This window comes from Streptomyces sp. NBC_00554 (genome assembly GCF_041431135.1).
Taxonomy (GTDB): domain Bacteria; phylum Actinomycetota; class Actinomycetes; order Streptomycetales; family Streptomycetaceae; genus Streptomyces.
On the sequence record NZ_CP107799.1, the window covers coordinates 6388353 to 6413604 of the forward strand.

Genomic DNA, 25252 nt, shown 5'->3' on the forward strand with positions numbered 1-25252 from the left:
GGGCGCCTCCTCATGCATGCTCCGATGAACGCCGCGTAGCGCACGCGGGATCTGGGCAGAGGAGGAGTGGCGCCGTACCCTTGGGGGTATGGGGTTGGGAAGATGATTCCCGGACACAGCTCTGCCGCACGTTGACGTCGTCCCACCACGAGGATCCAAACGCCGAGATACCCATGGCCGGTCACGAATACTTCGATCCCGCGGACCGCCAGCGCCCGCTCGCCGATCCCACGGCGGCCGAGCCCCTGGCGGCGGAGGAACTCCGCCAGTCCTGCGATCCCGCCTTCAAGCACGGCGTAGTCGTCGGTTTCGACGGCTCGACGTCCAGCGAGCGTGCCCTCGCCTACGCGATCGGCATGGCCCACCGCTCCGGCTCCGGCCTGATCATCGTCCATGTCGCCAACCGGCTGCCCACCACCGTGTGGGCGGGCTGCGAGCCCCCGGTCTTCGTCGACGTGCCGGACCATCGCACCGAGGTGCTCGGACTCGAGCTCGCCTGTGCCGAGTATCTGGCCGAGGTCCCGTGGATCCTCGTCGAGCGCGGCGGCGACATCTGCCACGAACTCGAAGAGGTGGGGCGGGAGTACGAGGCGGACGCGATCGTCGTCGGATCCACGCACGGCATCGTCGGGCGCATCTTCGGCTCGGTCGCGGGCCGGCTCGCCAAGCGCGCGCAGCGTCCTGTTGTCGTCATTCCCTGAGTGATTCCCCGAGTGCCGGGCGAACCCTGTCGTTGCCGTTCCGCAACTCCTTGTTGTCCCAGGTGAGATGAGCCTTCGGCGCGGTCAACTCCCTTTTGACGCCGGGTAGAAAGCCGCTCACATCTACTCGTGCGTAGATGTGTTTGTGCGCTTGTGAAGGGCATATATCGGTCACCGCACAACCGCACATGCACGAAGGGAGCCCGCCGTGGACAATGACGTCTCCGCGGGAAGCACCACCTCGATCCTCGGCCAACTCGCGCTAGGACTCACCCTGCTGGCCTTCGGTCTCGGTCACACCGAGGTCATCGACGGCGTGACGGCAGCCGACTCCGTCTCCCTCGCCACGTACGTCGGTGGCATCGCGCTCTTCGTCGCCGGGCTGTTCGCCTTCCGCGACCGTGACGCCTTCACCGGTACGGCGTTCTCCGCGCTCGGCGCGCTCTGGTTCACCTGGGGTGTCTCGGCCGACGCGACCCTCTCCGCGAACGCGGCGGGGCTCTTCCTGCTGCTGTTCGCCCTTGTCGCGCTCAGCCTGACGCTCGGGGCGTCCGGCGCCTCGCAACTCACCCGCGGGGCATACGGGTTGCTCTTCGTGGCGATGCTGCTGCTCGCCATCGGGCAGTTCGGTGACTCCGAGGGGCTTGCCAAGGTCGGGGGCTGGTTCGCCGCGGCCGCGGGTGCGCTTGCCTGGTACTCGGCTACGGCTGCGTTGGCTCACTGGCCCACTGCTCTTCCCAGGCGCGCCGCCGGCCGGGGGGTGACGGCCACCGGCTGAAGCTGGCGCGGGCCGGGGAACTGGGCGGCCCCGGCTCCTGAAAAGAACGGGTCCCTGCGTGCTGGTGGCACGCGCAGGGACCCGTTCTTCGTGTGTTCTTCGGCTGCGGGTCGTGGGGGTTGCTCGCGCCCCGCGGCGGAGCCGCATGTTGTCACAGCCCCGCGCCCCTGACGGGGCGCTCCCGTGCACCGGGGTTTTCTACTCCACCGTTACCGACTTGGCGAGGTTCCTCGGCTTGTCGATGTCGCGGCCCAGTACCAATGCCGCGTGGTAGGCGAGGAGTTGGAGGGGGATGCCCATGAGGATCGGGTCGAGCTCGTCCTCGTTCTTCGGGACGACGATCGTCTGGTCGGCCTTCTCCAGTTCCCGGTGCGCCACCGCGAGGATCTTGCCGCTGCGGGCCTTGATCTCCTCCAGGGCGGCACGGTTCTTCTCGAAGAGGTCGTCGTCGGGGACGATCGCGACCGTCGGCAGGGAGGGCTCGATCAGCGCCAGCGGGCCGTGCTTCAGCTCGGAGGCCGGGTAGGCCTCGGCGTGGATGTACGTGATCTCCTTGAGCTTCAGCGAGGCCTCACGGGCCACCGGGTAGCCGCGCACCCGGCCGATGAAGAGCATCGAGTGGGCCTGGGCGTACTCGGCGGCCAGCTTCTTGATCTCGTCCTCCCGCTCCAGGATCTCGGAGATCTGGCCGGGCAGCTTGCGCAGGCCCTCGATGATCCGCTTGCCGTCGCGCACCGACAGGTCGCGGGTGCGGCCCAGGTGCAGCGCGAGCAGCGCGAAGGCGACCGTGGTGTTGGTGAAGCACTTGGTGGAGACGACGCAGACCTCGGGGCCCGCGTGCACGTACATGCCGCCGTCGGCCTCGCGGGCGATGGCGCTGCCCACCACGTTGACCACGCCGAGGACCCGCGCGCCCTTGCGCTTCAGCTCCTGGACGGCTGCGAGGACGTCGTACGTCTCACCGGACTGGGAGACCGCGACGTACAGCGTGTCGGGGTCGACCACGGCGTTGCGGTAGCGGAACTCGGAGGCCGGCTCGGCGTCCGCGGGGATGCGGGCCAGCTCCTCGATCATCTGGGCGCCGATCATGCCCGCGTGGTACGACGTGCCGCAGCCGAGGATCTTCACGCGGCGGATCTGGCGGGCCTCGCGGGCGTCCAGGTTCAGGCCGCCGAGGTGCACGGTGGAGAAGCGGTCGTCGATGCGGCCGCGCAGCACGCGGTCCACGGCGTCGGCCTGCTCGTGGATCTCCTTGTGCATGTACGTGTCGTGGCCGCCCATGTCGTACGAGGCGGCCTCCCACTCGACGGTGGTGGGCTCGGACGTCGTACGGGTGCCCTCGGTGGTGTACGTACGGAAGTCGTCGGCCTTGAGGGTGGCCATTTCGCCGTCGTCCAGGGTCACTATCTGGCGCGTGTGGGTGACCAGGGCGGCGATGTCCGAGGCGACGAACATCTCCTTCTCGCCGATGCCGAGGACGACCGGGGAGCCGTTGCGGGCCACCACGATGCGCTCGGGGAAGTCGGCGTGCAGGACCGCGATGCCGTAGGTGCCCTCGATCACGCGCAGCGCGTCGCGGACCTTGTCCTCCAGCTTCTCCTGCTGGGAGCGGGCGATGAGGTGGGTGAGGACCTCGGTGTCGGTCTCGGAGAGGAACTCGACGCCGTCGGCTTCGAGCTTCTTCCGCAGGTCGGAGGCGTTGTCGATGATGCCGTTGTGGACGACGGCGACCTTGCCGTCGGCCGACATGTGCGGGTGGGCGTTCACGTCGGAGGGGGCGCCGTGGGTGGCCCAGCGGGTGTGGGCGATACCGGTGGTGCCGGCGAAGCGCTTGGGGACCTTGGCCTCCAGGTCGCGGACCCGGCCCTTGGCCTTGACCATCTTCAGGCCGGAGGACTTGGGGGTCGTCACGACGATGCCCGCCGAGTCGTAGCCCCGGTACTCCAGTCGCTGCAGGCCCTCAAGGAGGAGGGGGGCGACGTCACGCCTGCCGATGTATCCGACGATTCCGCACATAAATGACGTTTCCTAGCCGTAGATGATCTAGCCGTAGACGATGCGGCGCAGCTGCCTGAGCGTGAGCTCCGGCGGCGCGACCGCGCGGTATTTCAGGTCCGCCTCGATCCGTTCGAAGATCGACGCGTTCACCAGGCCCTGTGCCTGGAGCTCGCGGTGGCGGCGACGGACGTACTCCTCGGTCGTCTCGTCGAAGTAGGCGAGCACGTCCTGGACCACACGCAGCGCCTCGCCCCGGTTGAGGGGCGAGGAGCGCGTCAGATGATCAACAAGTTCGTCGTGCACCCGTTGATCCTGAGGTAAAGCGCTGGCAATCGCAAGAATCCTGCCCGATATCGGGCAAGAGGCTGTTGAAACTCTTATGGGACCCTGTTCGGGGCCTGTTCATGCTGTGTCCTGCGTATCGATGGATGCCAGGAGCACCTTTTTCAGCCATGGACACTCCTCGCATGGGCGTACCGGAGAAGCTCGCCGGACGCATGAGCATGGCCGAGCAGCACGAATACCTCCGCACCAAGTTCTCGCGGCGCACGATGATCAGAGGCGGCGCCGTGACCCTGGGCGCCGTCGCGGGCGGCGCCTTCGTGCCGGGCGCGGTCGCACAGGCCGCCGTTCCGACCCAGAAGACCAGCACCGAGAAGGTCGACGGCGCGCTCGTCGCCCCCTTCGGCCGCCACCTCGCCTACGGCACCGACCCGAAGACCGAGATGACGGTCTCCTGGCAGGTCCCGGCCGCCGTCAGCAAGCCGTACATCCGCATCGGCGCCCACCCCTGGGACCTCTCCCGCAAGATCGGGGCCGAGGTACGCAGCCTCTACACCCCGGCCGGTGTCGGCGCGAGCGCCGACCACACGCAGTACTACGTGCACGCGCAGCTCACCCACCTGCGCCCCGGCCAGACGTACTACTACGGCGTCGGCCACGACGGCTTCGACCCGGCGTCCGCACACCTCGCGGGCACCCTCGGCACCTTCACCACCGCGCCCGCCAAGTCCGAGCCGTTCACCTTCACGGCCTTCGGCGACCAGGGCGTCAGCTACCACGGCCTCGCCAACGACGCCCTGATCCTCGGCCAGAACCCGGCCTTCCACCTGCACGCGGGCGACATCTGCTACGCCGACCCGACCGGCGCGGGCCAGACCGCCGACACCGGCTTCGACTCGCGCACCTGGGACCAGTTCCTCGCGCAGACCGAGACGGTCGCCAAGCAGGTGCCGTGGATGGTGGCGTACGGCAACCACGACATGGAGGCCTGGTACTCGCCCAACGGCTACGGCGGCGAGGAGGCCCGCTGGCAACTGCCGGCGAACGGGCCCGACAAGAAGAACCTCCCCGGGGTGTACTCCTTCACGCACGGCAACACGGCGATCATCTCGCTGGACGCCAACGACATCTCCTGGGAGATCCCGGCCAACCTCGGTATCTCCGGCGGCACCCAGACCAAGTGGCTGGAGGCCCAGCTCAAGAAGTACCGGGCCGCCCACGGCATCGACTTCATCGTGGTCTTCTTCCACCACTGCGCCTACTGCACCTCGACCGCGCACGCCTCCGAGGGCGGCGTACGCCAGGAGTGGGTGCCGCTCTTCGAGAAGTACACCGTCGACCTGGTGATCAACGGCCACAACCACGTCTACGAGCGCACCGACGTCATCAAGGGCAACAAGGTCGCCAAGGAACTGCCGATCGGTGCCACCGCCTACCCGGAGACCGACGGCATCGTGTACGTCACGGCGGGCGCGGCCGGCCGCAGCCTGTACGCGTTCAGCGCCGACGAGTCCTACGAGGGCCACGTCAAGGACAACGAGTCCGTGGCCTCCTTCGTAGTCCAGAAGGGCAACGTCCACGAGGCCGAGACGGTCGCGTGGTCCCGCGTGCGCTACCTCAACTACTCATTCCTGCGCGTGGATGTGAAGCCGGCAGCGAAGGGCCACCTGGCCACGCTGAAGGTACGGGGCATCGCGGAGACGGGCGAAGAGGTAGACGCGTTCACGGTGGCACGCCGGGTTCGCTGAGCGCCCCTTCAGGGGTGCGGGGAACTGCGCGACCAGCCACACACGGCCCGCAGACGGCAGGCGGTCCTCACATCCTCTTGAGGACCGCCTGTTTCGCGAGAGCGAACTCATCGTCCGTCAGGACACCGGACTTGTGCAGCTCCCCGAGCTCCCGCAGCCTGCGCAACAGGGCGTCATGGTCGGCCTCGGCGACGGGGGCCGGCTCCTTCACCGGCTCCGGGGAAGAAACCGCAGCCGTAGGGTGAGGCAACCGCACCTGCACCGCCGCCGCCACCAGCGCCATCAGCGGATCCTTCTTGAACCCCCACAGCTCAACGGAGTTGGGGTCGTACTTGGGCGGAGCCTTCGTCCCCGCACCGCGCACCGTGAACCGCAGGCACCCGTTCTCCAGGCCGGCCGACGGATGCCACTCGACGCTGGTGATGTCTCCCAGGGCCAGTGAACGAACCCCGGCGGCAGCCTTCGCGTCCTCGGTCTTCCAGTTCCACTCCAGCCGTACGTGTTCGCCGTCGAAGCTCGCGGTGCCGTCCCCGGCGGAGACGGAGAGCGGCAGGGCGGGGCCCGGCAGCAGATACCCGTCGACGGGTCCTGACGGCACCTCGTCCAGGAGCAGCGCGTTGCGGACCTCGTCCACGAGGTACTCGGCGACGCCGTAGCGGTCGGACTCGACGGTGAGCTGGTAGGGGTCGTTCGGCTCCGCGAGCTTGCCGCCGGTCGCCTGGAGCAGCGGGTCGGCGCCGTCGCGCAGTCTGAGCCTCAGCCGCCCGCTCTTCCTGCCCTGTTCGAAGGAGATCCCCGCCAACGCGCCGAGCGGGACGGTCAGTTCACCCAAGGTCTTGCGGAGCAGGCTGACGTTCTTGTCGCGCCCGGGTGTCAGGCGCAGGGCGTCACCGTCGAAGATCCAGGTGCCGTCCTTCTGGATGATTTCCGCCATGAGGGGGATTGTTTCACCGGCTGTACGGGAGAGTGGTCTATACCCATTCGAAGGGAGCGCATGTGAGACAGCACAGAACGCCCCGTCTGCTCAGCACGCTGCTGCTCGTGGCGGCCGCCTCCATCTCCGTCGTCGGCGCGGCACCCCCCGCGGCCGACCGGGCTGTCACGCCGCTCGGCCAGGTGATTCCGGCGCCCGCCTCGGTCGAAGCGGGCGGATCCGCGTACCGGATCACCGGCGACACCCGCATCCGTGTCGACGGCTCGCGCGAGGCCCGCAAGGTCGGCGAGTACCTCGCGGACGTCCTGCGGCCCTCCACGGGCTACCGTCTGCCGGTCACGTCCTCGCACGGCGGTGGCATCCAACTCCGTATCGGCGCGAAGGACTTGGGCGCCGAGGGCTACCGCCTGGACAGCGGCAGGTCCGGCATCACCATCACCGCCGCCAAGCCGGCCGGACTCTTCCACGGCGTGCAGACCCTGCGCCAGCTGCTCCCGGCCTCGGTCGAGAAGGACTCCGTGCAGCCCGGCCCCTGGCTCGTCGCGGGCGGCACCATCGAGGACAGCCCGCGCTACGGCTACCGGGGCGCGATGCTCGACGTCTCCCGGCACTTCTTCACCGTCGATCAAGTCAAGCGCTACATCGACGAGTTGGCGCTCTACAAGGTCAACAAGCTGCACCTGCACCTCAGCGACGACCAGGGCTGGCGCATCGCGATCGACTCCTGGCCGCGGCTCACCACGTACGGCGGCTCGACACAGGTCGGCGGCGGACAGGGCGGTTACTACACGAAGGCCCAGTACAAGGACATCGTCCAGTACGCGGCCTCGCGCTATCTGGAGGTCGTCCCCGAGATCGACATGCCGGGGCACACCAACGCCGCGCTCGCCTCGTACGCGGAGCTGAACTGCGACGGAGTCGCGCCGCCGCTGTACACCGGCACGGATGTCGGCTTCAGCTCGCTGTGCGTGTCGAAGGACATCACGTACGACTTCGTGGACGACGTGATCCGCGAGCTGGCCGCGATCACCCCGGGCAAGTACCTGCACATCGGCGGGGACGAGGCCCACTCCACGACGCACGCCGACTATGTGGCCTTCATGGACCGGGTGCAGCCGGTCGTCGCCAAGTACGGCAAGACAGTGGTTGGTTGGCACCAGCTGACCGGGGCGACTCCCGCGAAGGGCGCACTGGCCCAGTACTGGGGGCTCGACGACACCAGCGCGGCGGAGAAGGAGCAGGTGGCGAAGGCCGCGCAGAACGGGACGGGTCTCGTGCTGTCGCCCGCCGACCGGGTCTACCTGGACATGAAGTACACCGCGGACACCCCGCTGGGGCAGGACTGGGCGGGCCTTGTGGAGGTGCAGCGGTCCTACGACTGGGATCCGGGCAACTACCTTCCCGGAGCCCCTGGTTCGGCGATCAAGGGCGTCGAGGCGCCGCTGTGGACCGAGACGATCGTGACCTCGGCGAACATCGACTACATGGTGTTCCCGCGGCTGCCCGGGGTGGCCGAGCTCGGCTGGTCGCCCGCGTCCACGCACGACTGGGACGCGTACAAGGTGCGGCTCGCGGCACAGGGGCCGCGGTGGGACGCGCTGGGGATCGGCTACTACAAGTCGCCCCAAATTCCCTGGCCAACTGCGTAGTTACGGATACAGAGGTGGGGCTCAGGAGGACCGTCTCCTGAGCCCCACCCCCGGTTTCAGAGACCCGCGATCGGGTTCTTCAGGTTGCCGACGAGCTGGAGGGCTCCGGACGGGTCGGCGAGGTCCACCATCTGCTTGTTGTTGCGCAGCTGCAGGCGGTTGAGGCAGGACAGCGCGAACTCCGGCGCGAACATGTCGTACTGCCGGAACTTGTCGGCGAGTTCGGGCGTCGCATCCTGGTACGAGCGGACGGACTCGGCGACCGTCCGCCAGAACAGGTCCTCGTCGAGGATGCCCTCGGCCTCGAGGTCGGAGGCGAGGAAGCGGAAGAAGCAGTCGAAGACGTCCGTGAAGATCGACAGGAGCTTCTTCTCCTCGGGGACCTCGACCCGGATCCGCTCGACGGCCGGCGGCAGCACCGCCTGCGGGTCCAGGACGGCGATCTCCTCGGCGATGTCCTTGTAGACCGCGCGCTGCACGACGCCGTCCTTCAGGACCAGGATGACGTTCTCGCCGTGCGGCATGTACACCAGGTCGTAGGCGTAGAAGCTGTGCAGCAGAGGGGTGAAGTAGGCGCGCAGATAGCGGCGCAGCCACTCCACGGGGTTCAGCCCCGACCGCTCGATCAGCGCGCCCGCGAAGGACCTGCCCTCGTGGTCGACGTGGGCGAGCGAGGCCATCGTCGCCAGGGTCTCGCCCTCCTGGAGCGCGGGCACCGGGCTCTCCCGCCACAGCGCGGCGAGCATTTTGCGGTACGGGGAGTAGCGGTCCGTGGCGGCCTCGTACTCCAGGTGGCGGTAGCCCACGGCGGCGCGCTCGCGGATGACCGACAGACCGGTCGACTTCAACACCGGGTCGTTCTCGACGAGTTGGGCCAGCCAGTCGTTGATCGCCGGGGTCGCCTCCATGTACGCGGCCGAAAGTCCGCGCATGAAGCCCATGTTGAGGACCGAGAGCGCCGTTTTCACGTAGTGCTTCTCGGGGTGGGACTTGTTGAAGAACGTCCGGATCGACTGCTGCGCCAGGTACTCGTCGTCGCCCTCGCCGAGGCAGACGAGACGCTGCTGGGCCACCTCGGCCGCGAAGGTCACCGAGAGCTTGTTCCACCACTGCCACGGGTGGACCGGGATCAGGAGGTAGTCGTCGGCGTCGAGGCCCTGGTCCGTGAGGATCCTGGCGAACCGCTCCACGGTCTCCGCGCCCAACTCCTCACGCAGGAAGGACTCGTACTCGATGCCGACACCCGCAGTGAACGCCGCGCGGGAGCGGTGCGCGGCCAGCCACACCAGCCGGACCGGGCTCGCGGTCTCGGGGGCGTACGACAGATAGTCGTGGACCCCGAAGCCGAGCCGCCCGTTGTTGGCGACGAAGCAGGGGTGGCCCTCGGTCATGCCGGTCTCGATGTCCTGGAAGCCGCTTTTCACGAGCTCGGCGACCGGGATCTGCGGCTTGGTGAGTTTGAAGCAGGTGCCCGAGAGGGTGGAGGAGATCTCCTCCAGGTAGACGGGCAGGACCTCGTCGCTCAGGCCCAGCGTCTTCTGCAGCTCGATGAAGAAGTCCAGGGCGGCGATCGGGAGTTCGGCTCCGTCGCGGTGGCGGGTGATCGACTCGGCGTCGACCTGCCAGTGGTCGAGTGCGCGGAGGCGGGCGGTGAAGCGGTAGCGGGTCAGCCCGTCGTCGCTGCGGACGGTGTACTGGTCCTTGCCCTGCGCCTCCGGGGTGATCAGCCGCTCGTGGGCGAACTCGGCGAGCGCCTTGCGGACGAGCAGGCGGTTGGCGCGGTCCCAGCGCTCGGGGGAGAGGTGGGCCACGGCGTCGGACAGGGTCATATCGCCAAACTCCGTACTTCTCGTGTCGCGGCGTCGAACTGTTCACGGGTGCAGAAGCTGAGCAGCGCGCGCTTCTCGGGCTTCTCGATCTCGCGCTCGGGGACGAAGCCGACCACTTCGTTGAGCGCGTGCACCGCCTTGTTGGTGACGTCGGGTTCGACGACGACCCGCCGGGTGGCCGGGTCGGCGAACAGCTCCGCCATCACGGCGGTGATCACGGCCCGGGTGAAGCCGTGCACGGGGGTGTCCGTAGGCGCGACCAGGAAGTGCATGCCTACGTCGCCGGGCTCGGGCTCGTACAGGCCGACCAGCTCGATGTACCGGGGGTCGTACTTCTCCATCAGGAACGCGGGTTCGCCGTCGCGCAGCCCGAGGTACGCGTGGTGGTGCTCGGCGGCCGCGATGGCCATGTACTCCCGCTCCACCTCCTGCAGTTTCGCGTTCTGCATCATCCAGAAGGCGGCCTTGGGGTGGGTCACCCAACTGTGCAGCAGCTCGGCGTCCTTGAGGGGGTCGAGGGCGCGGATGGTGAACGTGCCGATGTCGGTGGCGGTCGTGCCGCTCATACGGTTCAAACGGTTCATACGGCGAACTCCTGGAACGCGATCGCCTTCTCGACGGGGTAGTACTCGGTGCCGAGCAGCTCCCGGATGATGTACGCGTTGCGGTACGCGCCCATGCCGAGGTCCGGCGAGGTGATCGAGTGCGTGTGGACGCCGGCGTTCTGGAGGAAGACGCCGCGGCCCGTCGTGTCGATGGCGTAGTTGCGGGCCACGTCGAAGTTGCCGCGCGAGTCGTAGCGCAGACGTTCGTGGACCGGCTTGAGGAACTCGGGCTCGGCGTACTTGTAGCCGGTGGCGAGGATCAGACCCTGGGAGTCCAGCTCGTACTCCTTGCCCTGCTCCTCCTGGCGCAGGCCCAGGGTGTACGTCCCGTCCGAGTAATTCGCCGTGTTGAGCGAGGAGTTGGTGAGCAGCCGGGTGGGGACCGGGCCGCCGACCTTCTTCTGGTAGAGCAGATCGAAGATCGCGTCGATCAGCTCGCCGTCGATGCCCTTGAACAGGCCCTTCTGCTCCGTCTGGAGGCGGTAGCGGGTCGGCTCGGGCAGCGCGTGGAAGTAGTCGATGTACTCCGGGGAGGTCATCTCCAGCGTGAGCTTGGTGTACTCGAGCGGGAAGAAGCGCGGCGAGCGCGTGACCCAGTTCAGCTGGTAGCCGTGGACGTCGATCTCGCTCAGCAGGTCGTAGTAGATCTCGGCGGCGGACTGGCCGCTGCCGACGAGCGTGATCGACTCCTTGCTCTGCAGCTCCTGCTTGTGGTGCACATAGCGGGAGTTGTGGATGAAGTCGCCGCCGAGTCCGGCGCAGGCCTCGGGGATGTACGGCGGGGTGCCCGTGCCGAGGACCAGATGCCGGGCGCGGAACACCTCGTCGGCGTCCGTGCGGACGACGTACACCTCGGCGCGTTCGTCGTACGTCACCTCGGTGACCGTCGTGCTGAAGCGGACGCTGGACAGTTTGGAGGCGGCCCAGCGGCAGTAGTCGTCGTACTCGACCCGGAGGGGATAGAAGTTCTCCCGGATGTAGAACGAGTACAGACGGCCGGACTCCTTGAGGTAGTTGAGGAAGGAGTACGGGGACGTCGGGTCGGCCAGCGTGACCAGGTCCGACATGAAGGGGGTCTGGAGGTGCGCGCCCTCCAGGAACATCCCGGAGTGCCACTCGAAGTGGGGCTTGGAGTCGAGGAAGACGCCGTCGAGTTCGACGATCGGCTCGGTGAGGCAGGCGAGGCCGAGGTTGAAGGGGCCGAGACCGATCCCGACGAAGTCGTACGTCTTGGCGGGGGATTCAGGAAGCGCGGTCAAGGGATTCTCCCAGGTACTGCTCGGCGTGGCCGGCGATCAGATCGAGTACGGCGGTGATGTCGCCCGTCGTGGTCTCGGGGTTCAGCAGGGTGAACTTCAGGTAGTGACGGTCGCCGACCTTCGTACCCGCGACGACGGCGTCACCGGAGGCGAACAGGGCCTTGCGGGCGTACAGGTTGGCGCGGTCGATCTCGGAGGGATCGGTGACGGCGGCCGGGATGTAGCGGAAGACGAGGGTGGAGAGCGAGGGCTCCACGACGACGTCGAAGCGGGGATCCGCGGCGAGCAGCTTCCAGCCCTCGGCGGCCAGGTCGCAGACCTCGTCGAAGAGTTCGCCGATGCCGTCGGCGCCCATCACGCGCAGCGTCATCCACAGCTTGAGCGCGTCGAAGCGGCGGGTGGTCTGCAGGGACTTGTCCACCTGGTTGGGGATACGTTCCTGCACCATGCGGCGCGGGTTGAGGTACTCCGCGTGGTAGGTGGCGTGGCGCAGCGTGGCGGCGTCCCGGACCAGGATGGCGGACGAACTCACCGGCTGGAAGAAGGACTTGTGGTAGTCGACGGTGACCGAGTCGGCGCGCTCGATGCCGTCGATGCGGTCCCGGTTCTTCAGCGAGGTGAGCAGCCCGCAGCCGTAGGCGGCGTCCACGTGCATCCAGGCGCCGAACTGGGAGCACAGCTCGGCGATTTCGGGCAGCGGGTCGATGGAGCCGAAGTCGGTGGTGCCGGCGGTGGCGACGACGGCCATGGGGACGAGGCCGGCGCTCTTGCAGCGTTCCAGTTCGTGCGCGAGTGCGACCGTCTGCATGCGCTTGTCGTTCCCGACGGGGATCGAGACGACGGAGTCCGCGTTCAGGCCGAGGAGTTTGGCCGACTTCTTGACGCTGAAGTGGCTGGCCTCGGAGGCGAAGATGCGCAGTTTGGCGAGGCTGTCGGACTTGGCCTCCTCGCGGGCGAGCAGCAGTGCCTGGAGGTTGGACTGCGAGCCGCCGGAGGTGAACACGCCGTCGGCGGCCGGGCCGAGGCCGATCCGCTCGTTCGTCCAGTCGATGAGCTTGCGCTCGATGAGCGTGCCGCCGGCCGACTGGTCCCAGGTGTCCAGGGAGGAGTTGACGGCCGAGAGGACCGCCTCGCCGACCACGGCCGGGATGACGACCGGGCAGTTGAGGTGCGCGAGGTAGCGCGGGTGGTGGAAGTAGATCGCGTCCCGGAGGTAGACCTCTTCGAGTTCGTCGAGGGCCGCGGTGGTGTCGTGCAGCGGGCGGTCCAGGTCGATCCGCTCGATACGGGGAGCGAGGGCGTCGACCGTGACACCCGTGAACGGACGGTCTGTGGTGGCGAGTTTGGCCGCCACCCGCTCTATGCCTTCGGTCGCGGAGCGGCGGTACCGCTCCGCGGTCGTGTCGTTGAGCAGGTGCGAGCGCATGTGGGGGTCCTCCGTGCGGGGAGCGTCCGGGCGGGACATGAGTGAGGGCGGAATCGCGCGTTCAACTTAGGTTAGCCTAACCTAAGTCGATCGTGCGACCCTGCCCCAGTGGTGTCTTCCTGTCCCATGAGTGACGAACGCCTCGTCCAGGACCGCGGGTTACTCCTGCTCGCGCAGTTGCTCCTCGGTCAGCCCGCGCCGCCAGTAGCCGACGAAGGTGATCCGCCTGCGGTCGATCTCACGCTCGCGCACGAGATGCCGGCGCAACTCCTTCACCTGGCCGGACTCGCCCGCGATCCAGACGTACGGTCGTTCTGCGGGCGGGAGTTGTGCGGCTCGCACGGCGTCGACGGCCATGGGGGAGCTGTCGTCGCGCACGAGCCAGGTGATGTCCGCGTCGGCGGCGATCACCAGGTCCTGGATGTCCTCGGTGTGCTCGACCTCCAGCCAGGCCCGTGCGCGGGTGCCGGCCGGGAGCGATTCGAGGATGGCGGAGGCGGCGGGCACGGCGGTCTCGTCGGCCCAGACGACCACCAGGTCGGTGTCCTCCGGCGGGCGGAAGCGGATCGCCCTGTTGTCCTCGATCGCCGGACCGAGCAGCAGGACGCGGTCACCGGGGGCCGCCTCGGACGCCCAGCGGGACGCGGGTCCCGCGGGCGTCTCGGCCTCCGGCTCCACGCCGTGCAGCACGAAGTCGATGTCGATCTCGTCGGGGTCCCGCCGCAGCGACCGCAGCGTGTACGAGCGCATCACCGCCCGTACGTCGTCCGGGAGTTCGCGCCAGGCCTGCCACCAGCCTCCCCCACTCTCGGCTTCGCTCGAGCGGGGGGACCCCCAGCCCAGTTCGATCGGGACGCGGGGCTCGGTCTGGCCCGGGTGCGGCAGGAAGAGGGAGAGGCTCTGGTCGAGGCCGCCCGAGGCGAACGCGCGCAGGTCCGGGCCCGCGAAGGTCACCCGGGCCAGAGACGGGCCGAGCCGCCTCGTCCGTACGACCTGGAGAGAGAAGAAACGGAACGGGGCGGCTACGGCCGTCGGCATAAGTGCTCCTGAGTCTGCGTCAGGGGATCACGACAGGGGGTGTCAGGCGACCTTCTTGGCGTTCTCGATGGCCTCGGCGAGGTTGTCGAGAAGCGGGGTGCACTTGGCGTAGGACACGATCGGCTCGGGGGAGCGGGCGATGACCTGGCCGGCCTTGACGGCGGGCAGCTTCTTCCAGGTGGCCTCGGTGATGTCGGCCGGCTGGATGGTCGCGCTGCGGTCGTCCATGATGATGATGTCCGCCGGGTACTTGTCGACGTTCTCCCAGCTCAGGTTCTCGAACCAGCCGCCACTGGCCTTCAGTGCGCTGGCCGAGGGCTCGACGATGTTCACGCCGAGCGCCTTGAAGTACTCCAGGTCGATGGAGAGGTTCGAGCCGGAGACGTAGAAGATGTCCTGGCTCGCGGAGCCGGCCAGGACCTTGATCTCCGGGCGGGCCTTGGCCGCCGCGCGGAGCCGCTCGGCGGCCGTCTCGAACTTCTTCTTCGCCTCGACGACCTTGGCGGCCTTCACGTCGGCGCCGAGCGACTCGGCGAGCGCGTACATGCGCTCCAGCGACACCGGCATCTGACGGTCGTACACGGAGATGCCGACGCTCGGGGCGAGCTTGAGGATCTTGTCCTTGGACTCCTCGGGGACGTACCAGAGGGTGCCCGCGTCGTCGAACAGCGTGGAGATCAGCACGTCGGGCGTGAGGGCCGCGTACTTCTCGATGTTGAACTGGCCCCACTCGTTGCCGAGCACCGTCAGCTTGCTGACGTCCATGTCGCCGGCCTGGACATCGGCCTTGCCGTCCGCGGTCGTGGTCGGGCCGAAGACGCCCTTGACCTCGATGCCGTAGTCGAAGAGTGCGGCGGCCACACCGGTGAAGGCGACTATGTTCGCCGGGATCTTGTCCAGCTTCACCGTGGTGCCGCGGTCGTCCTTGAACGTCCAGGGGCCGGCCGACGCGGCGGCCTTCGTCTCGTCCGCCGAGCCAGTGCTGGTCGAGTCGTCGTCTCCGCAGGCGGCGAGAACGGCACCGAGGCCGAGGGCGCCGCCGGCGGCGAGGATGCCGCGACGGGTGACGTGGGTGGCACGGGCGTTGGACATGTGTGTGGCTGCTTTCGGCACGGGGCGGGAGCGCCCGCCTGACAAGTTCGAAGGTAGGTTAGCCTAACCTCAGCAGTTGTCCAGAGGTGGGTCCCATCTGCCGGAATGCCCGCAGTGCGTAAGGCCGACGGCGGTCCACACGTACGACGGCGCCGCGGTCCACGGCGGAAGCCGGGAGCCGCGACGCCTGACGTCACTGGCTGATTCCGATCGCCTCGGACGATCAGACCTTGCCCTTGCTGACCACCCACTTGCCGTTGACCCAGTTGCCGACCGTCTCGTAGCCGGAGCGGAAGGAACCGAGCCAGTTCAGCTTGAGACCGGCCTCGGCGGTGGACCTGACGGGGGTGTAGCTGCCGGCCTCGTCGGCCGGGCCGCCCGTGGTGTTCTCGGCGATGTACGGGAACGGGTAGACCGGGCGGGTGGCGGTCGTGTTCCCGCTGCTGTCAACGGACTTGGTCGTCAGGCTGCTCGGGGCGTCGCCCTTCGTGACCCAGTCGACCATGGCGGTCAGCGCGTCGAAGGTGTTCGGGCCCTGGCCGCCGCCGCAGTGCGCGACGCCGGGGAGCAGGAACAGCCGGGCGAAGCTCTCGGTCGCCGCGGCGCCGCCCATGACCTTCTGTACGGCCTTGTAGTACGCCATGGTGCCGACGGCCGGGATGTGCTGATCGCCCAGCCCGTGCCAGAGGATCAGCTTGCCGCCAGCCGCCTTGAACGCCTTCAGGTCCGGGTCGGTGGCGTCGTACATGCCCTCGCCCAGCGCCATGACCTTCTTGTAGTAGGCCGCCGTGAACTTGATGTCCTTGTAAGTCAGCGTCGGCTGGGGGCTGTTGAAGATCTGGTACCGGATGGTCTCGCGGACGAAGCTGATGTCGCCGGAGGCGCCGGTGGCCGTGGCGGGGGTGATGATCCCGGCCCAGTTCAGCTCGGAGCCGCGCAACTGGTAACCCGGGTACAGCAGTTCACCGTTCTCGTCGGTCGGCCCTGCGTAGATCCGGCGCAGGGTGGTGACCTGGTCCGCGGTCAGGCAGTAGTCGGCGGACGTGGAGGTCTGTCCGGCCGCGCACTTGATGGTGGCCGGGTCCCAGGTGCAGCTCAGCGGGTCGGCGATGATGCCGTCGGCGGGTGCGCCGCAGCCCTTGAGCACGGCCTCGTGCAGCGCCGCGAGGTCGGCGTTGGTGATCGTGGCCGGGCCGCCGTTGAGGTAGACGGACTGGGCGGTCCAGGCGTGCGAGAAGGTGTTCAGCGCGGTGAAGTTGTTGGCCGGGGCGCCGGCGATGATGCCGTCGAAGTCGGTCGGGTAGCGCTGAGCCTCCGTCAGGGCCTGGTGGCCGCCCTGCGAGCAGCCGTCGAAGTAGGAGTGGGTGGCGGCCTGCCCGTAGTACGTCTTGATGAGGACCTTGGCCGCCTGGGCGAGCAGGTGGTCGGACTTGTAACCGAAGTCGGCGCGCAGGGTGGGGTCGGTGGAGAACAGTCCGCCGCCCTGCGAGTGGCCCTCGTCGCTGGAGGCGACGGCGAAGGCGCCGCTGGTCAGCGGGACGCAACCGGCCGAGGCGGGGGCGCTGTTCACGTTCACGCTGCCGCAGAGACCGCCGCAGCCGACCTGGAGGTAGTTGGCCTGCCAGCCCGTCTGCGGAAGACGCAGCTCGAAGTGGATCTGCGGGGCGATCACGCCCTTCACCACGCACGCCGCCCAGTTGCCGAGCGTGTTGCTGCCGGCGGCCAGCTCCGTGGCCGAGGTGATCTCGAAGGGCACATCGGGGACGGCGGCGGCCAGGTCCTGCGACGCGATACCGGTGCAGGACATGGCCGGCGCTATGCCGGAGGAAGTGCTGCTCGATGTGGTGGCGTTGACCGAGGCGGAGGTGGAGGCCGTTGCCTGCGTGCTGCCGGTCGCGCCGTTGGCGAGCGCCATGCTCCCGCCGGTCACCAGCGCGAGGCCGGCGGCGAGGGTGGCCATGAAGGTCGCTGATTTCCACCGGTGCCATCTGAACAGCGTGGGCATGCTCGGGTCTCCATTCGATCGGCGGCACGGGACGCCGGCCGGCCGCACCGCCCCGGGGAGGGGGGTGCGTTCAGCGACGGCACAGCGAAGGAACGTAGCCCGGCGTTAATCCTGGCGCAATAGATGTCGACGAGATTGTCGACGATTTCGTCAGAGGTTTACCGGGTCTGGCGGGCCGGTTCGGTCCGGTCCCGCATTCCGGGGGAGGGGGCGGATTTCGACACCGCCGCCTGTCTTCAGTCGCCGGCGGTGGGGGCCTGCTTGTACGTCAAAGGTTGAAAGCGGATTTCCGCCGATGGGTGCCCTCACCACCCGGCGTTGCATGATCATGCGTTCTGTTGCATAATCTTGCCATGTCCAAGGTCCTCACCTCCCTCCCCACCGGCGAGCGCGTCGGCATTGCCTTCTCCGGCGGGCTCGACACCTCGGTCGCCGTCGCCTGGATGCGTGACAAGGGCGCCGTCCCGTGCACGTACACCGCCGACATCGGCCAGTACGACGAGCCCGACATCGCGTCCGTGCCCGACCGTGCCTTCGCCTACGGCGCCGAGATCGCCCGGCTCGTCGACTGCCGTGCTGCGCTGGTCGAGGAAGGTCTTGCGGCGCTCGCGTGCGGCGCGTTCCACATCAAGTCGGGCGGGCGCCCGTACTTCAACACCACGCCGCTGGGGCGTGCCGTGACCGGCACGCTGCTGGTGCGGGCCATGCTCGAGGACGGGGTCCAGATCTGGGGCGACGGCTCCACGTTCAAGGGCAACGACATCGAGCGGTTCTACCGGTACGGGCTGCTCGCCAACCCGCACCTGCGGATCTACAAGCCCTGGCTGGACGCGGACTTCGTCACGGAGCTCGGCGGCCGCAAGGAGATGTCGGAGTGGCTGCTCGCGCACGAGCTGCCGTACCGGGACTCGACGGAGAAGGCGTACTCCACGGACGCCAACATCTGGGGCGCCACGCACGAGGCCAAGACCCTTGAGCACCTCGACACCGGCATCGAGACCGTCGACCCGATCATGGGCGTGCGGTTCTGGGACCCGTCGGTGGAGATCGCCACGGAGGACGTGACGGTCGGCTTCGACCAGGGCCGCCCGGTCACCATCAACGGCAAGGAGTTCGCCTCCGCGGTCGACCTCGTCATGGAGGCCAACGCGATCGGCGGCCGGCACGGCCTCGGCATGTCCGACCAGATCGAGAACCGGATCATCGAGGCCAAGAGCCGCGGCATCTACGAGGCGCCCGGCATGGCGCTGCTGCACATCGCCTACGAGCGCCTGGTCAACGCGATCCACAACGAGGACACCGTGGCCGCGTACCACAACCAGGGTCGGCAGCTCGGCCGGTTGCTCTACGAGGGCCGCTGGCTGGACCCGCAGGCGCTGATGGTCCGCGAGTCGCTGCAGCGCTGGGTCGGCGCGGCGATCACCGGCGAGGTGACCGTGCGGCTGCGGCGCGGCGAGGACTACTCGATCCTCGACACCCAGGGCGCGGCCCTCAGCTACCACCCGGACAAGCTCTCCATGGAGCGCACCGAGGACTCGGCGTTCGGCCCGGTGGACCGGATCGGCCAGCTCACCATGCGGAACCTGGACATCGCGGACTCCCGTGCCCGGCTCGAGCAGTACGTGGGGCTCGGCCTGGTCGGCACCGCCCACCCGACGCCGATCGGCGCCGCGCAGGCGGCCTCGACCGGTCTGATCGGCGCCATGGACACCGGCGGCGCGGAGGCGATCGCCTCGCGCGGCGAGGCCACGGACGAGGAGACGATGCTGGACCGGGCGGCGATGGAGTCGGGCACGGACTGAGTCCGGCAGGCCGGCCGGTCACCCGGCCCGGGCCGCCCGGTCACCCGGCCCCCGGTCACCCGGGCCGCCCGGTCACCGGACGTCGGGGACCAGCTGTCGGTCACCGGTGGTGGGAGGCAGGTGCCGGTAGGAGATCACCGGCCGCCGGTGATCGGCCGTCGGTGTCCCGCCGTAGGCCACCAGCCGTCGGCTCGGCGGCGGGAGCCAAGTGCCGGTAGCAGACCACCAGCCGCCGGTCACCGGTGCGGGAGTCAGGCGCCGGTCGCAGAACACCAGCGCCGGTCACCAGCGCCGGTCACCGGTGGTGGGCGCCAAGCACCGTTCGTACGCACCCGGGCAGCGGGCCCCGGCGGATTCACCCGCCGGGGCCCGCCCCTGCGTCGATCAGCCCACGAGCCCCAACTCCCGGGCGATCAGCATCCGTTGTACCTCACTCGTCCCCTCCCCGATCTCAAGGATCTTGGAGTCGCGCCACATCCGGGCCACCGGGTACTCGTTCATGAAGCCGTAGCCGCCGTGGATCTGGGTGGCCTCGCGGGCGTTGTCGACGGCGATGGTGGAGGAGTAGAGCTTGGCGATCGCCGCCTCCTTCTTGAAGGGTTCTCCGGCGACCAGCCGGGAGGCGGCGTCGCGCCATCCGACGCGGGCCATGTGCGCCTTCATCTCCATGTCGGCGATCTTGAACTGGATGGCCTGGTAGGCGCCGATGTTCTTGCCGAACGCGTGCCGTTCCCTGGCGTACTTCACCGACTCGTCGACACAGCCCTGGGCGAGGCCGGTCGCGAGGGCGGAGATGGCGATGCGCCCCTCGTCGAGGATCCGCAGGAACTGCGCGTAACCGCGGCCTTCCTCGCCGAGGAGGTTGGCGGCGGGGACGCGGACGTCCGCGAAGGACAACTCCCGGGTGTCCGAGGCGTTCCAGCCGACCTTGGAGTACGGGGCGGCGACCGTGAAGCCCGGGGTGCCGGAGGGGACGATGATCGCGGAGATGCGCGGCCTGCCGTCGTCCTTGCGGCCTGTGACCGCGGTGACGGTGACCAGGCCCGTGATGTCGGTGCCCGAGTTGGTGATGAAGCACTTCGTGCCGTTGATCACCCACTCGTTCGTCGCCGGGTCGAGGCGGGCCGTCGTGCGGGTCGCGCCCGCGTCCGAGCCGCCGTCCGGTTCGGTCAGCCCGAACGCGCCGAGGATCTCGCCGGAGCAGAGGCGGGGCAGCCACTCGGCCTTCTGGGCGTCGGTGCCGAAGAGGTGGATCGGCATGGCGCCGAGTGAGACGCCGGCCTCCAGGGTGATGGCCACGGAGGAGTCGACGCGGGCCAGTTCCTCCAGCGCGATGCCGAGGGCGAGGTAGTCGCCGCCCATGCCGCCGTACTCCTCCGGGAACGGCAGCCCGAACAGGCCCATCCGGCCCATTTCCCGCACGATCTCGTACGGGAACTCGTGCCGTTCGTAGAAGTCACCGATCTTCGGTGCGACGACATCGTGGGCGAACTCCTCGACCGTACGGCGGAGTTCGTCGAGTTCGGGGGAGAGGCGGTGATCGAGGGACATGGGGTCACTCCTTGTGCTGCTGTGGTGTTCCACCGAGCGCTTTGACGGTGCGGGACGGGCTGGGTCGGCCCAACTGGTCGGCCATCCACACGCTGGTGGCGGTGAGACGGCCGAGATCGACCCCGGTGTCGATACCGAGGCCCTGGAGCATCCATACGAGGTCTTCGGTGGCCAGGTTGCCGGTCGCGGACTTGGCGTAAGGGCAGCCGCCGAGGCCGCCGGCGGAGGCGTCGATCGTCGTGACACCGTGCTGGAGCGCGGCGAGGGTGTTGGCGAGCGCCTGGCCGTACGTGTCGTGGAAGTGCACGCCGATCGAACTGGTCGGCACGCCCTCCTCGTTGAGCTCGGCGAGGAGGGCCTGTACATGGCCGGGTGTCGCCACGCCGATGGTGTCGCCGAGACTCAGCTCGTCGCAGCCCATGTCGAGCAGCGTTCTGCAGACGCGGACGACCTGGTGGATGGGGACGGCGCCTTCCCAGGGGTCGCCGAAGCACATCGAGAGGTAGCCGCGGACGTGGAGCTTGTCCTTCTTGGCGTGGGCGATGACCGGATCGAACATGGCCAGCGCCTCGTCGACCGTCCGGTTGAGGTTGGCCTTCGCGAAGGTCTCCGTGGCGCTGGCGAAGACGGCGACGCGGGTGGCGCCCAGTGCGCGGGCCCGGTCGAGACCGCGTTCGTTCGGTACGAGTACCGGGAGGTGGACGCCCGGCAGATCCCGTACGAGGGGGAACAGCTGCTCCGCGTCCGCGAGTTGGGGCACCCAGTCCGGGTGGACGAAGCTGGTGGCCTCGATGGTGGTCAGGCCCGCGTCGGCCAGGCGCCGGATGAACTCCGCCTTGACCTCGGTCGGCACGGTCGCCTTCTCGTTCTGCAGCCCGTCGCGTGCGCCGACCTCGTGGATCCTCACCCGGGCGGGCAGATCCTGGGCCGGTACGGCCATGGGCAGTCCCGATACGGTCATTCCGCCTCCTCGTGCGGTGCGATCACGGCGAGGACCTGGTCCATGGCGACCGTCGTGCCCGGTGTGACGTCCAGCTCGCTCACGGTCCCGGCGTGCGGTGCGGAGACGACGTGCTCCATCTTCATCGCCTCGACGACCAACAGGCTCTGCCCGGCGGCCACTTCGTCCCCGACGGCGACCTTCACCACGGTCACCGTCCCGGGCATGGGAGCGGTGAGCGAGTCGGCACCGGCGTGCGCGGCGCCGGTGAGGGAGGCGGCGACCGGGTCGTGGTCGCGGACCTGCCAGGCGTCGCCGTCGCGGCCGAGCCAGTCGCCGGCGCGGTGGAAGGTGTGGCGCACGCCGTCCAGGACCACCGACACCTGGCCGGCGGTGACGGTGTGGGTGCCGCGCGGAACGTACTCCACGGGGTCGAGCACACGCAGATGGAATCCCACGGGCTTGGGTTCGCCCCCCAGCCGCCAGCCGCTCGGCACTGAGAAGGGGTCGGTCCAGCCGCTTGCACGAGGGGCCAGCGCCTCAAGTCGTACGGCCGCGGCCGCCTCGTACACCGCCTCCGGCACCTCCGCCGGGACGAGCCCCTCCGCCTCCCGCTCCACCAGACCCGTGTCCAACTCCCCGGCGACCACGGCGGGGTGGGCGAGCAGCCTCCGCAGGAACCCCGCGTTCGTCTGCACCCCCAGTGTCACCGTCTCCGCGAGGGCGGCCCGGAGTTTGCGCAGCGCGGTCGGGCGGTCCGGCCCGTACGCGATGACCTTGGACAGCATCGGGTCGTAGAGGGAACCGACCTCGCTGCCCTCGGTCAGCCCCGAGTCGGTGCGTACGCCGTCGCCCTGGGGCTCGTGCAGCGCGAGCACCGTGCCCCCGGAGGGGAGGAAGCCCCGCGCGGGGTCCTCGGCACACACCCGCGCCTCCACCGCGTGCCCCGTGAGCGTGATGTCCCCCTGCCCGTAAGGGAGTTGCTCACCGGCTGCCACCCGGAGCTGCCACTCCACCAGGTCGAGCCCCGTGATCAGCTCGGTCACCGGATGCTCCACCTGGAGGCGGGTGTTCATCTCCATGAAGAAGTACGAGGAGGGGTCCACGCCCGGCACGATGAACTCCACCGTGCCCGCGCCCCGGTAGCCGCAGGACCGGGCCGCCTGGACCGCCGCCTCGCCCATCGCGGCGCGGGTCCCGGCGTCGAGGAGCACGCTCGGCGCCTCCTCGATGATCTTCTGGTGGCGGCGCTGCAGGGAGCACTCGCGCTCGCCGAGGTGGACCACGTTCCCGTGGCCGTCCGCCAGGACCTGGATCTCGATGTGCCGGGGGCGGTCGATCCACCGCTCGACGAGGAGGCTGTCGTCGCCGAAGGAGGCGCGGGCCTCGCGCCGGGCGGCCGCGATCTCATCGGAGAGCAGGGACGCATCCCGCACCAGCCGCATGCCCTTGCCGCCGCCGCCCGCCGAGGGCTTCAGCAGCACCGGCATACTGACCTCGCGGGCGGCGTCGACCAGCTCCGCGTCCGTGAGCCCGCTGCCGGACGAGCCCGGGACCACCGGAACCCCGGCCGCCTCGACGGTCTCCTTGGCGCGGATCTTGTCGCCCATCAGCGCGATCGCCTCCGCGGGCGGCCCGATGAAGACCAGCCCGGCGGCCGCGCAGGCCCGCGCGAAGGAGGCGTTCTCCGCGAGGAAGCCGTACCCGGGGTGCACCGCCTGTGCTCCCGAACGCGCGGCGGCCTCCAGGAGCCGCTCGGCCGACAGATAGCTCTCGGCGGCCGGCGCCGGACCGATCCGTACCGCCGTGTCCGCCTCGCGCACATGCCGGGCGTCGGCGTCGGCGTCGGAGAAGACGGCCACCGAGCGCACGCCGAGCGAGCGCAGCGTGCGGATGACCCGGACGGCGATCTCGCCCCGGTTGGCCACAAGAACGGTGTCGAACATCGTCAGAGGTCCCTCACATCCGGAAGACGCCGAACTGGGGTTCACCCAGCGGCGCGTTGGCGCAAGCGGTCAGGGCGAGCCCCAGCACCTGCCGGGTCTCCATCGGGTCGATCACGCCGTCGTCCCAGAGGCGGGCCGTCGCGTAGTAGGCGTTCCCCTGGCGCTCGTACTGCTCGCGGATCGGATCCTTGAAGGCCTCTTCGTCCTCGGCGGGCCAGGACTCCCCGCGCGCCTCCAACTGGTCGCGCTTGACGGTTGCGAGGACGGAGGAGGCCTGCTCGCCGCCCATCACGGAGATCTTGGCGTTCGGCCACATCCACAGGAAGCGCGGCGAGTACGCCCGGCCGCACATCGAGTAGTTGCCCGCTCCGTACGACCCGCCCACCACCACGGTGAGCTTCGGTACCCGTGTACAGGCGACCGCCGTGACCATCTTGGCGCCGTGCTTGGCGATGCCACCGGCCTCGTACTGCCGCCCGACCATGAACCCCGAGATGTTCTGCAGGAAGACCAGGGGGATGCCCCGCTGGTCGCACAGCTCGATGAAGTGGGCGCCCTTCTGGGCCGATTCGGAGAACAGGATGCCGTTGTTGCCGACGATCCCGACCGGGTGTCCGTGGATGTGCGCGAAGCCGGTGACCAGGGTCTGCCCGAACTCCGCCTTGAACTCCGAGAAACGTGAACCGTCGACCACGCGCGCGATGATCTCGCGTACGTCATAGGGGGTGCGGGAGTCGACCGGCACGGCGCCGTACAGCCCGTACGGATCGACCTTGGGCTCGGACGAAGGCTGGACCGTCCATGGCAGGGGCCCGCGCGCGGGGAGGGTCGCGGCGATGTTCCGTACGATCCGCAGCGCGTGCGCGTCGTCCTCGGCGAGGTGGTCGGTGACGCCCGACACGCGCGCGTGGACCTCGCCGCCGCCCAGTTCCTCGGCGGTGACGACCTCACCGGTGGCGGCCTTCACCAGGGGAGGGCCGCCGAGGAAGATCGTGCCCTGATTGCGCACGATCACGGCCTCGTCGCTCATCGCGGGCACGTACGCGCCGCCCGCCGTGCAGGAGCCGAGGACGGCCGCGATCTGCGGGATGCCGGCGCCCGACATCCGCGCCTGGTTGTAGAAGATCCGCCCGAAGTGCTCGCGGTCGGGGAAGACCTCGTCCTGCATGGGGAGGAAGGCGCCCCCGGAGTCCACCAGGTAGATGCAGGGGAGGCGGTTCTCGAGCGCCACCTCCTGGGCGCGCAGGTGCTTCTTCACCGTCATCGGGTAGTACGTGCCGCCCTTGACGGTCGCGTCATTGGCGACGATCACGCACTCGCGGCCGCTCACCCGGCCGATCCCGGCGATCACTCCGGCGGCCGGGGCCTGCCCGTCGTACAGCCCGTCCGCGGCCAACGGTGCCAGCTCCAGGAAGGGCGAGCCCGGGTCCAGGAGCGTGTCCACGCGGTCGCGCGGCAGCAGCTTCCCGCGCGCGGTGTGCCGGTCCCGCGCCCGCTCGCCGCCGCCGAGCCGGGCCGCGGCCAGCTTCTGCCGCAGCTCCTCGCCCAGCGCGCGATGGGCCGCCTCATTGGCCCGCCAGGCCTCCGACGCGGGGTCTGCCGCGCTCGTCAGCTCCGGTGCCTCGTGGTGCATTGCGCGGACCCCTCACCTTGTTAATGAGCGTTAACG

The 25252-nt window shown here is 69.1% G+C and carries 19 protein-coding genes; 5 read left to right on the top strand and 14 right to left on the bottom strand.

What is annotated here, in order from left to right; genetic code table 11:
- Positions 1–173: 173 nt before the first annotated feature.
- Positions 174–701 carry a universal stress protein gene (locus OG266_RS28210; protein ID WP_266461716.1) on the top strand — a complete coding sequence of 176 codons (528 nt, stop codon included), beginning with the start codon at positions 174–176 and terminating at the stop codon, positions 699–701.
- Positions 702–909: 208 nt separating this feature from the next.
- Complete coding sequence (locus OG266_RS28215) at positions 910–1479, top strand: GPR1/FUN34/YaaH family transporter (protein WP_371548970.1); 570 nt, start codon at positions 910–912, stop codon at positions 1477–1479.
- Between the two features lie 198 nt (positions 1480–1677).
- On the opposite strand, the gene glmS is transcribed toward OG266_RS28215, so the two are convergent.
- A complete protein-coding gene (gene glmS, locus OG266_RS28220; protein ID WP_266461722.1) occupies positions 1678–3495 on the bottom strand; it encodes a glutamine--fructose-6-phosphate transaminase (isomerizing) in 1818 nt (605 codons plus the stop codon).
- A 27-nt stretch (positions 3496–3522) separates the two neighbouring features.
- Positions 3523–3780 (bottom strand): hypothetical protein, encoded by a 258-nt coding sequence (locus OG266_RS28225; RefSeq protein ID WP_266461726.1) that lies wholly within the window; start codon positions 3778–3780, stop codon positions 3523–3525.
- Between the two features lie 164 nt (positions 3781–3944).
- Here OG266_RS28225 and OG266_RS28230 point away from each other — a divergent pair, with 164 nt between their 5' ends.
- Positions 3945–5507, top strand: a complete 1563-nt coding sequence (locus OG266_RS28230; protein ID WP_371552992.1) for a purple acid phosphatase family protein — start codon at positions 3945–3947, stop codon at positions 5505–5507.
- A 67-nt stretch (positions 5508–5574) separates the two neighbouring features.
- Here the strand turns inward: OG266_RS28230 and OG266_RS28235 are convergent, their stop codons facing one another.
- Complete coding sequence (locus OG266_RS28235; protein ID WP_371548971.1) at positions 5575–6441, bottom strand: DUF4429 domain-containing protein; 867 nt, start codon at positions 6439–6441, stop codon at positions 5575–5577.
- A gap of 62 nt (positions 6442–6503) precedes the next feature.
- Between OG266_RS28235 and OG266_RS28240 the strand changes: the two genes are divergently transcribed.
- Positions 6504–8090: a beta-N-acetylhexosaminidase gene (locus OG266_RS28240; protein ID WP_371548972.1), complete on the top strand. Its 1587-nt coding sequence runs from the start codon at positions 6504–6506 to the stop codon at positions 8088–8090.
- Positions 8091–8146: 56 nt separating this feature from the next.
- On the opposite strand, the gene OG266_RS28245 is transcribed toward OG266_RS28240, so the two are convergent.
- From OG266_RS28245 to OG266_RS28275, 7 genes are all read right to left on the bottom strand, one after another.
- On the bottom strand, positions 8147–9919 hold the full coding sequence (locus OG266_RS28245; protein WP_371548973.1) for an IucA/IucC family siderophore biosynthesis protein: 1773 nt from the start codon (positions 9917–9919) through the stop codon (positions 8147–8149).
- Positions 9916–10503 carry a GNAT family N-acetyltransferase gene (locus OG266_RS28250; protein WP_371548974.1) on the bottom strand — a complete coding sequence of 196 codons (588 nt, stop codon included), beginning with the start codon at positions 10501–10503 and terminating at the stop codon, positions 9916–9918. The genes OG266_RS28245 and OG266_RS28250 overlap by 4 nt, the downstream gene beginning before the upstream one ends.
- On the bottom strand, positions 10500–11783 hold the full coding sequence (locus OG266_RS28255; protein ID WP_371548975.1) for a lysine N(6)-hydroxylase/L-ornithine N(5)-oxygenase family protein: 1284 nt from the start codon (positions 11781–11783) through the stop codon (positions 10500–10502). Before OG266_RS28255 ends, OG266_RS28250 begins: the two co-directional genes overlap by 4 nt.
- A complete protein-coding gene (gene desA, locus OG266_RS28260) occupies positions 11767–13209 on the bottom strand; it encodes a lysine decarboxylase DesA (protein WP_371548976.1) in 1443 nt (480 codons plus the stop codon). Before desA ends, OG266_RS28255 begins: the two co-directional genes overlap by 17 nt.
- A gap of 159 nt (positions 13210–13368) precedes the next feature.
- A complete protein-coding gene (locus OG266_RS28265; protein WP_266461748.1) occupies positions 13369–14247 on the bottom strand; it encodes a siderophore-interacting protein in 879 nt (292 codons plus the stop codon).
- A gap of 42 nt (positions 14248–14289) precedes the next feature.
- The gene (locus OG266_RS28270; protein WP_266461750.1) at positions 14290–15339 is read right to left on the bottom strand and encodes an ABC transporter substrate-binding protein; all 1050 of its coding nucleotides are present in this window, start codon (positions 15337–15339) and stop codon (positions 14290–14292) included.
- A 223-nt stretch (positions 15340–15562) separates the two neighbouring features.
- Positions 15563–17344 carry a tannase/feruloyl esterase family alpha/beta hydrolase gene (locus OG266_RS28275; protein WP_266461753.1) on the bottom strand — a complete coding sequence of 594 codons (1782 nt, stop codon included), beginning with the start codon at positions 17342–17344 and terminating at the stop codon, positions 15563–15565.
- 353 nt (positions 17345–17697) lie between these two features.
- Between OG266_RS28275 and argG the strand changes: the two genes are divergently transcribed.
- Positions 17698–19146, top strand: a complete 1449-nt coding sequence (gene argG, locus OG266_RS28280; protein ID WP_329547460.1) for an argininosuccinate synthase — start codon at positions 17698–17700, stop codon at positions 19144–19146.
- 384 nt (positions 19147–19530) lie between these two features.
- On the opposite strand, the gene OG266_RS28285 is transcribed toward argG, so the two are convergent.
- The 4 genes from OG266_RS28285 to OG266_RS28300 are packed head-to-tail and all read right to left on the bottom strand — an operon-like array spanning position 19531 to position 25216.
- Positions 19531–20697 (bottom strand): acyl-CoA dehydrogenase family protein, encoded by a 1167-nt coding sequence (locus OG266_RS28285; RefSeq protein WP_371548977.1) that lies wholly within the window; start codon positions 20695–20697, stop codon positions 19531–19533.
- Positions 20698–20701: 4 nt separating this feature from the next.
- Complete coding sequence (locus OG266_RS28290) at positions 20702–21658, bottom strand: hydroxymethylglutaryl-CoA lyase (protein ID WP_329547462.1); 957 nt, start codon at positions 21656–21658, stop codon at positions 20702–20704.
- Positions 21655–23583, bottom strand: a complete 1929-nt coding sequence (locus OG266_RS28295; protein WP_371548978.1) for a biotin carboxylase N-terminal domain-containing protein — start codon at positions 23581–23583, stop codon at positions 21655–21657. The genes OG266_RS28290 and OG266_RS28295 overlap by 4 nt, the downstream gene beginning before the upstream one ends.
- A 13-nt stretch (positions 23584–23596) precedes the next feature.
- Positions 23597–25216: a carboxyl transferase domain-containing protein gene (locus tag OG266_RS28300; protein ID WP_371548979.1), complete on the bottom strand. Its 1620-nt coding sequence runs from the start codon at positions 25214–25216 to the stop codon at positions 23597–23599.
- Positions 25217–25252: the final 36 nt, after the last annotated feature.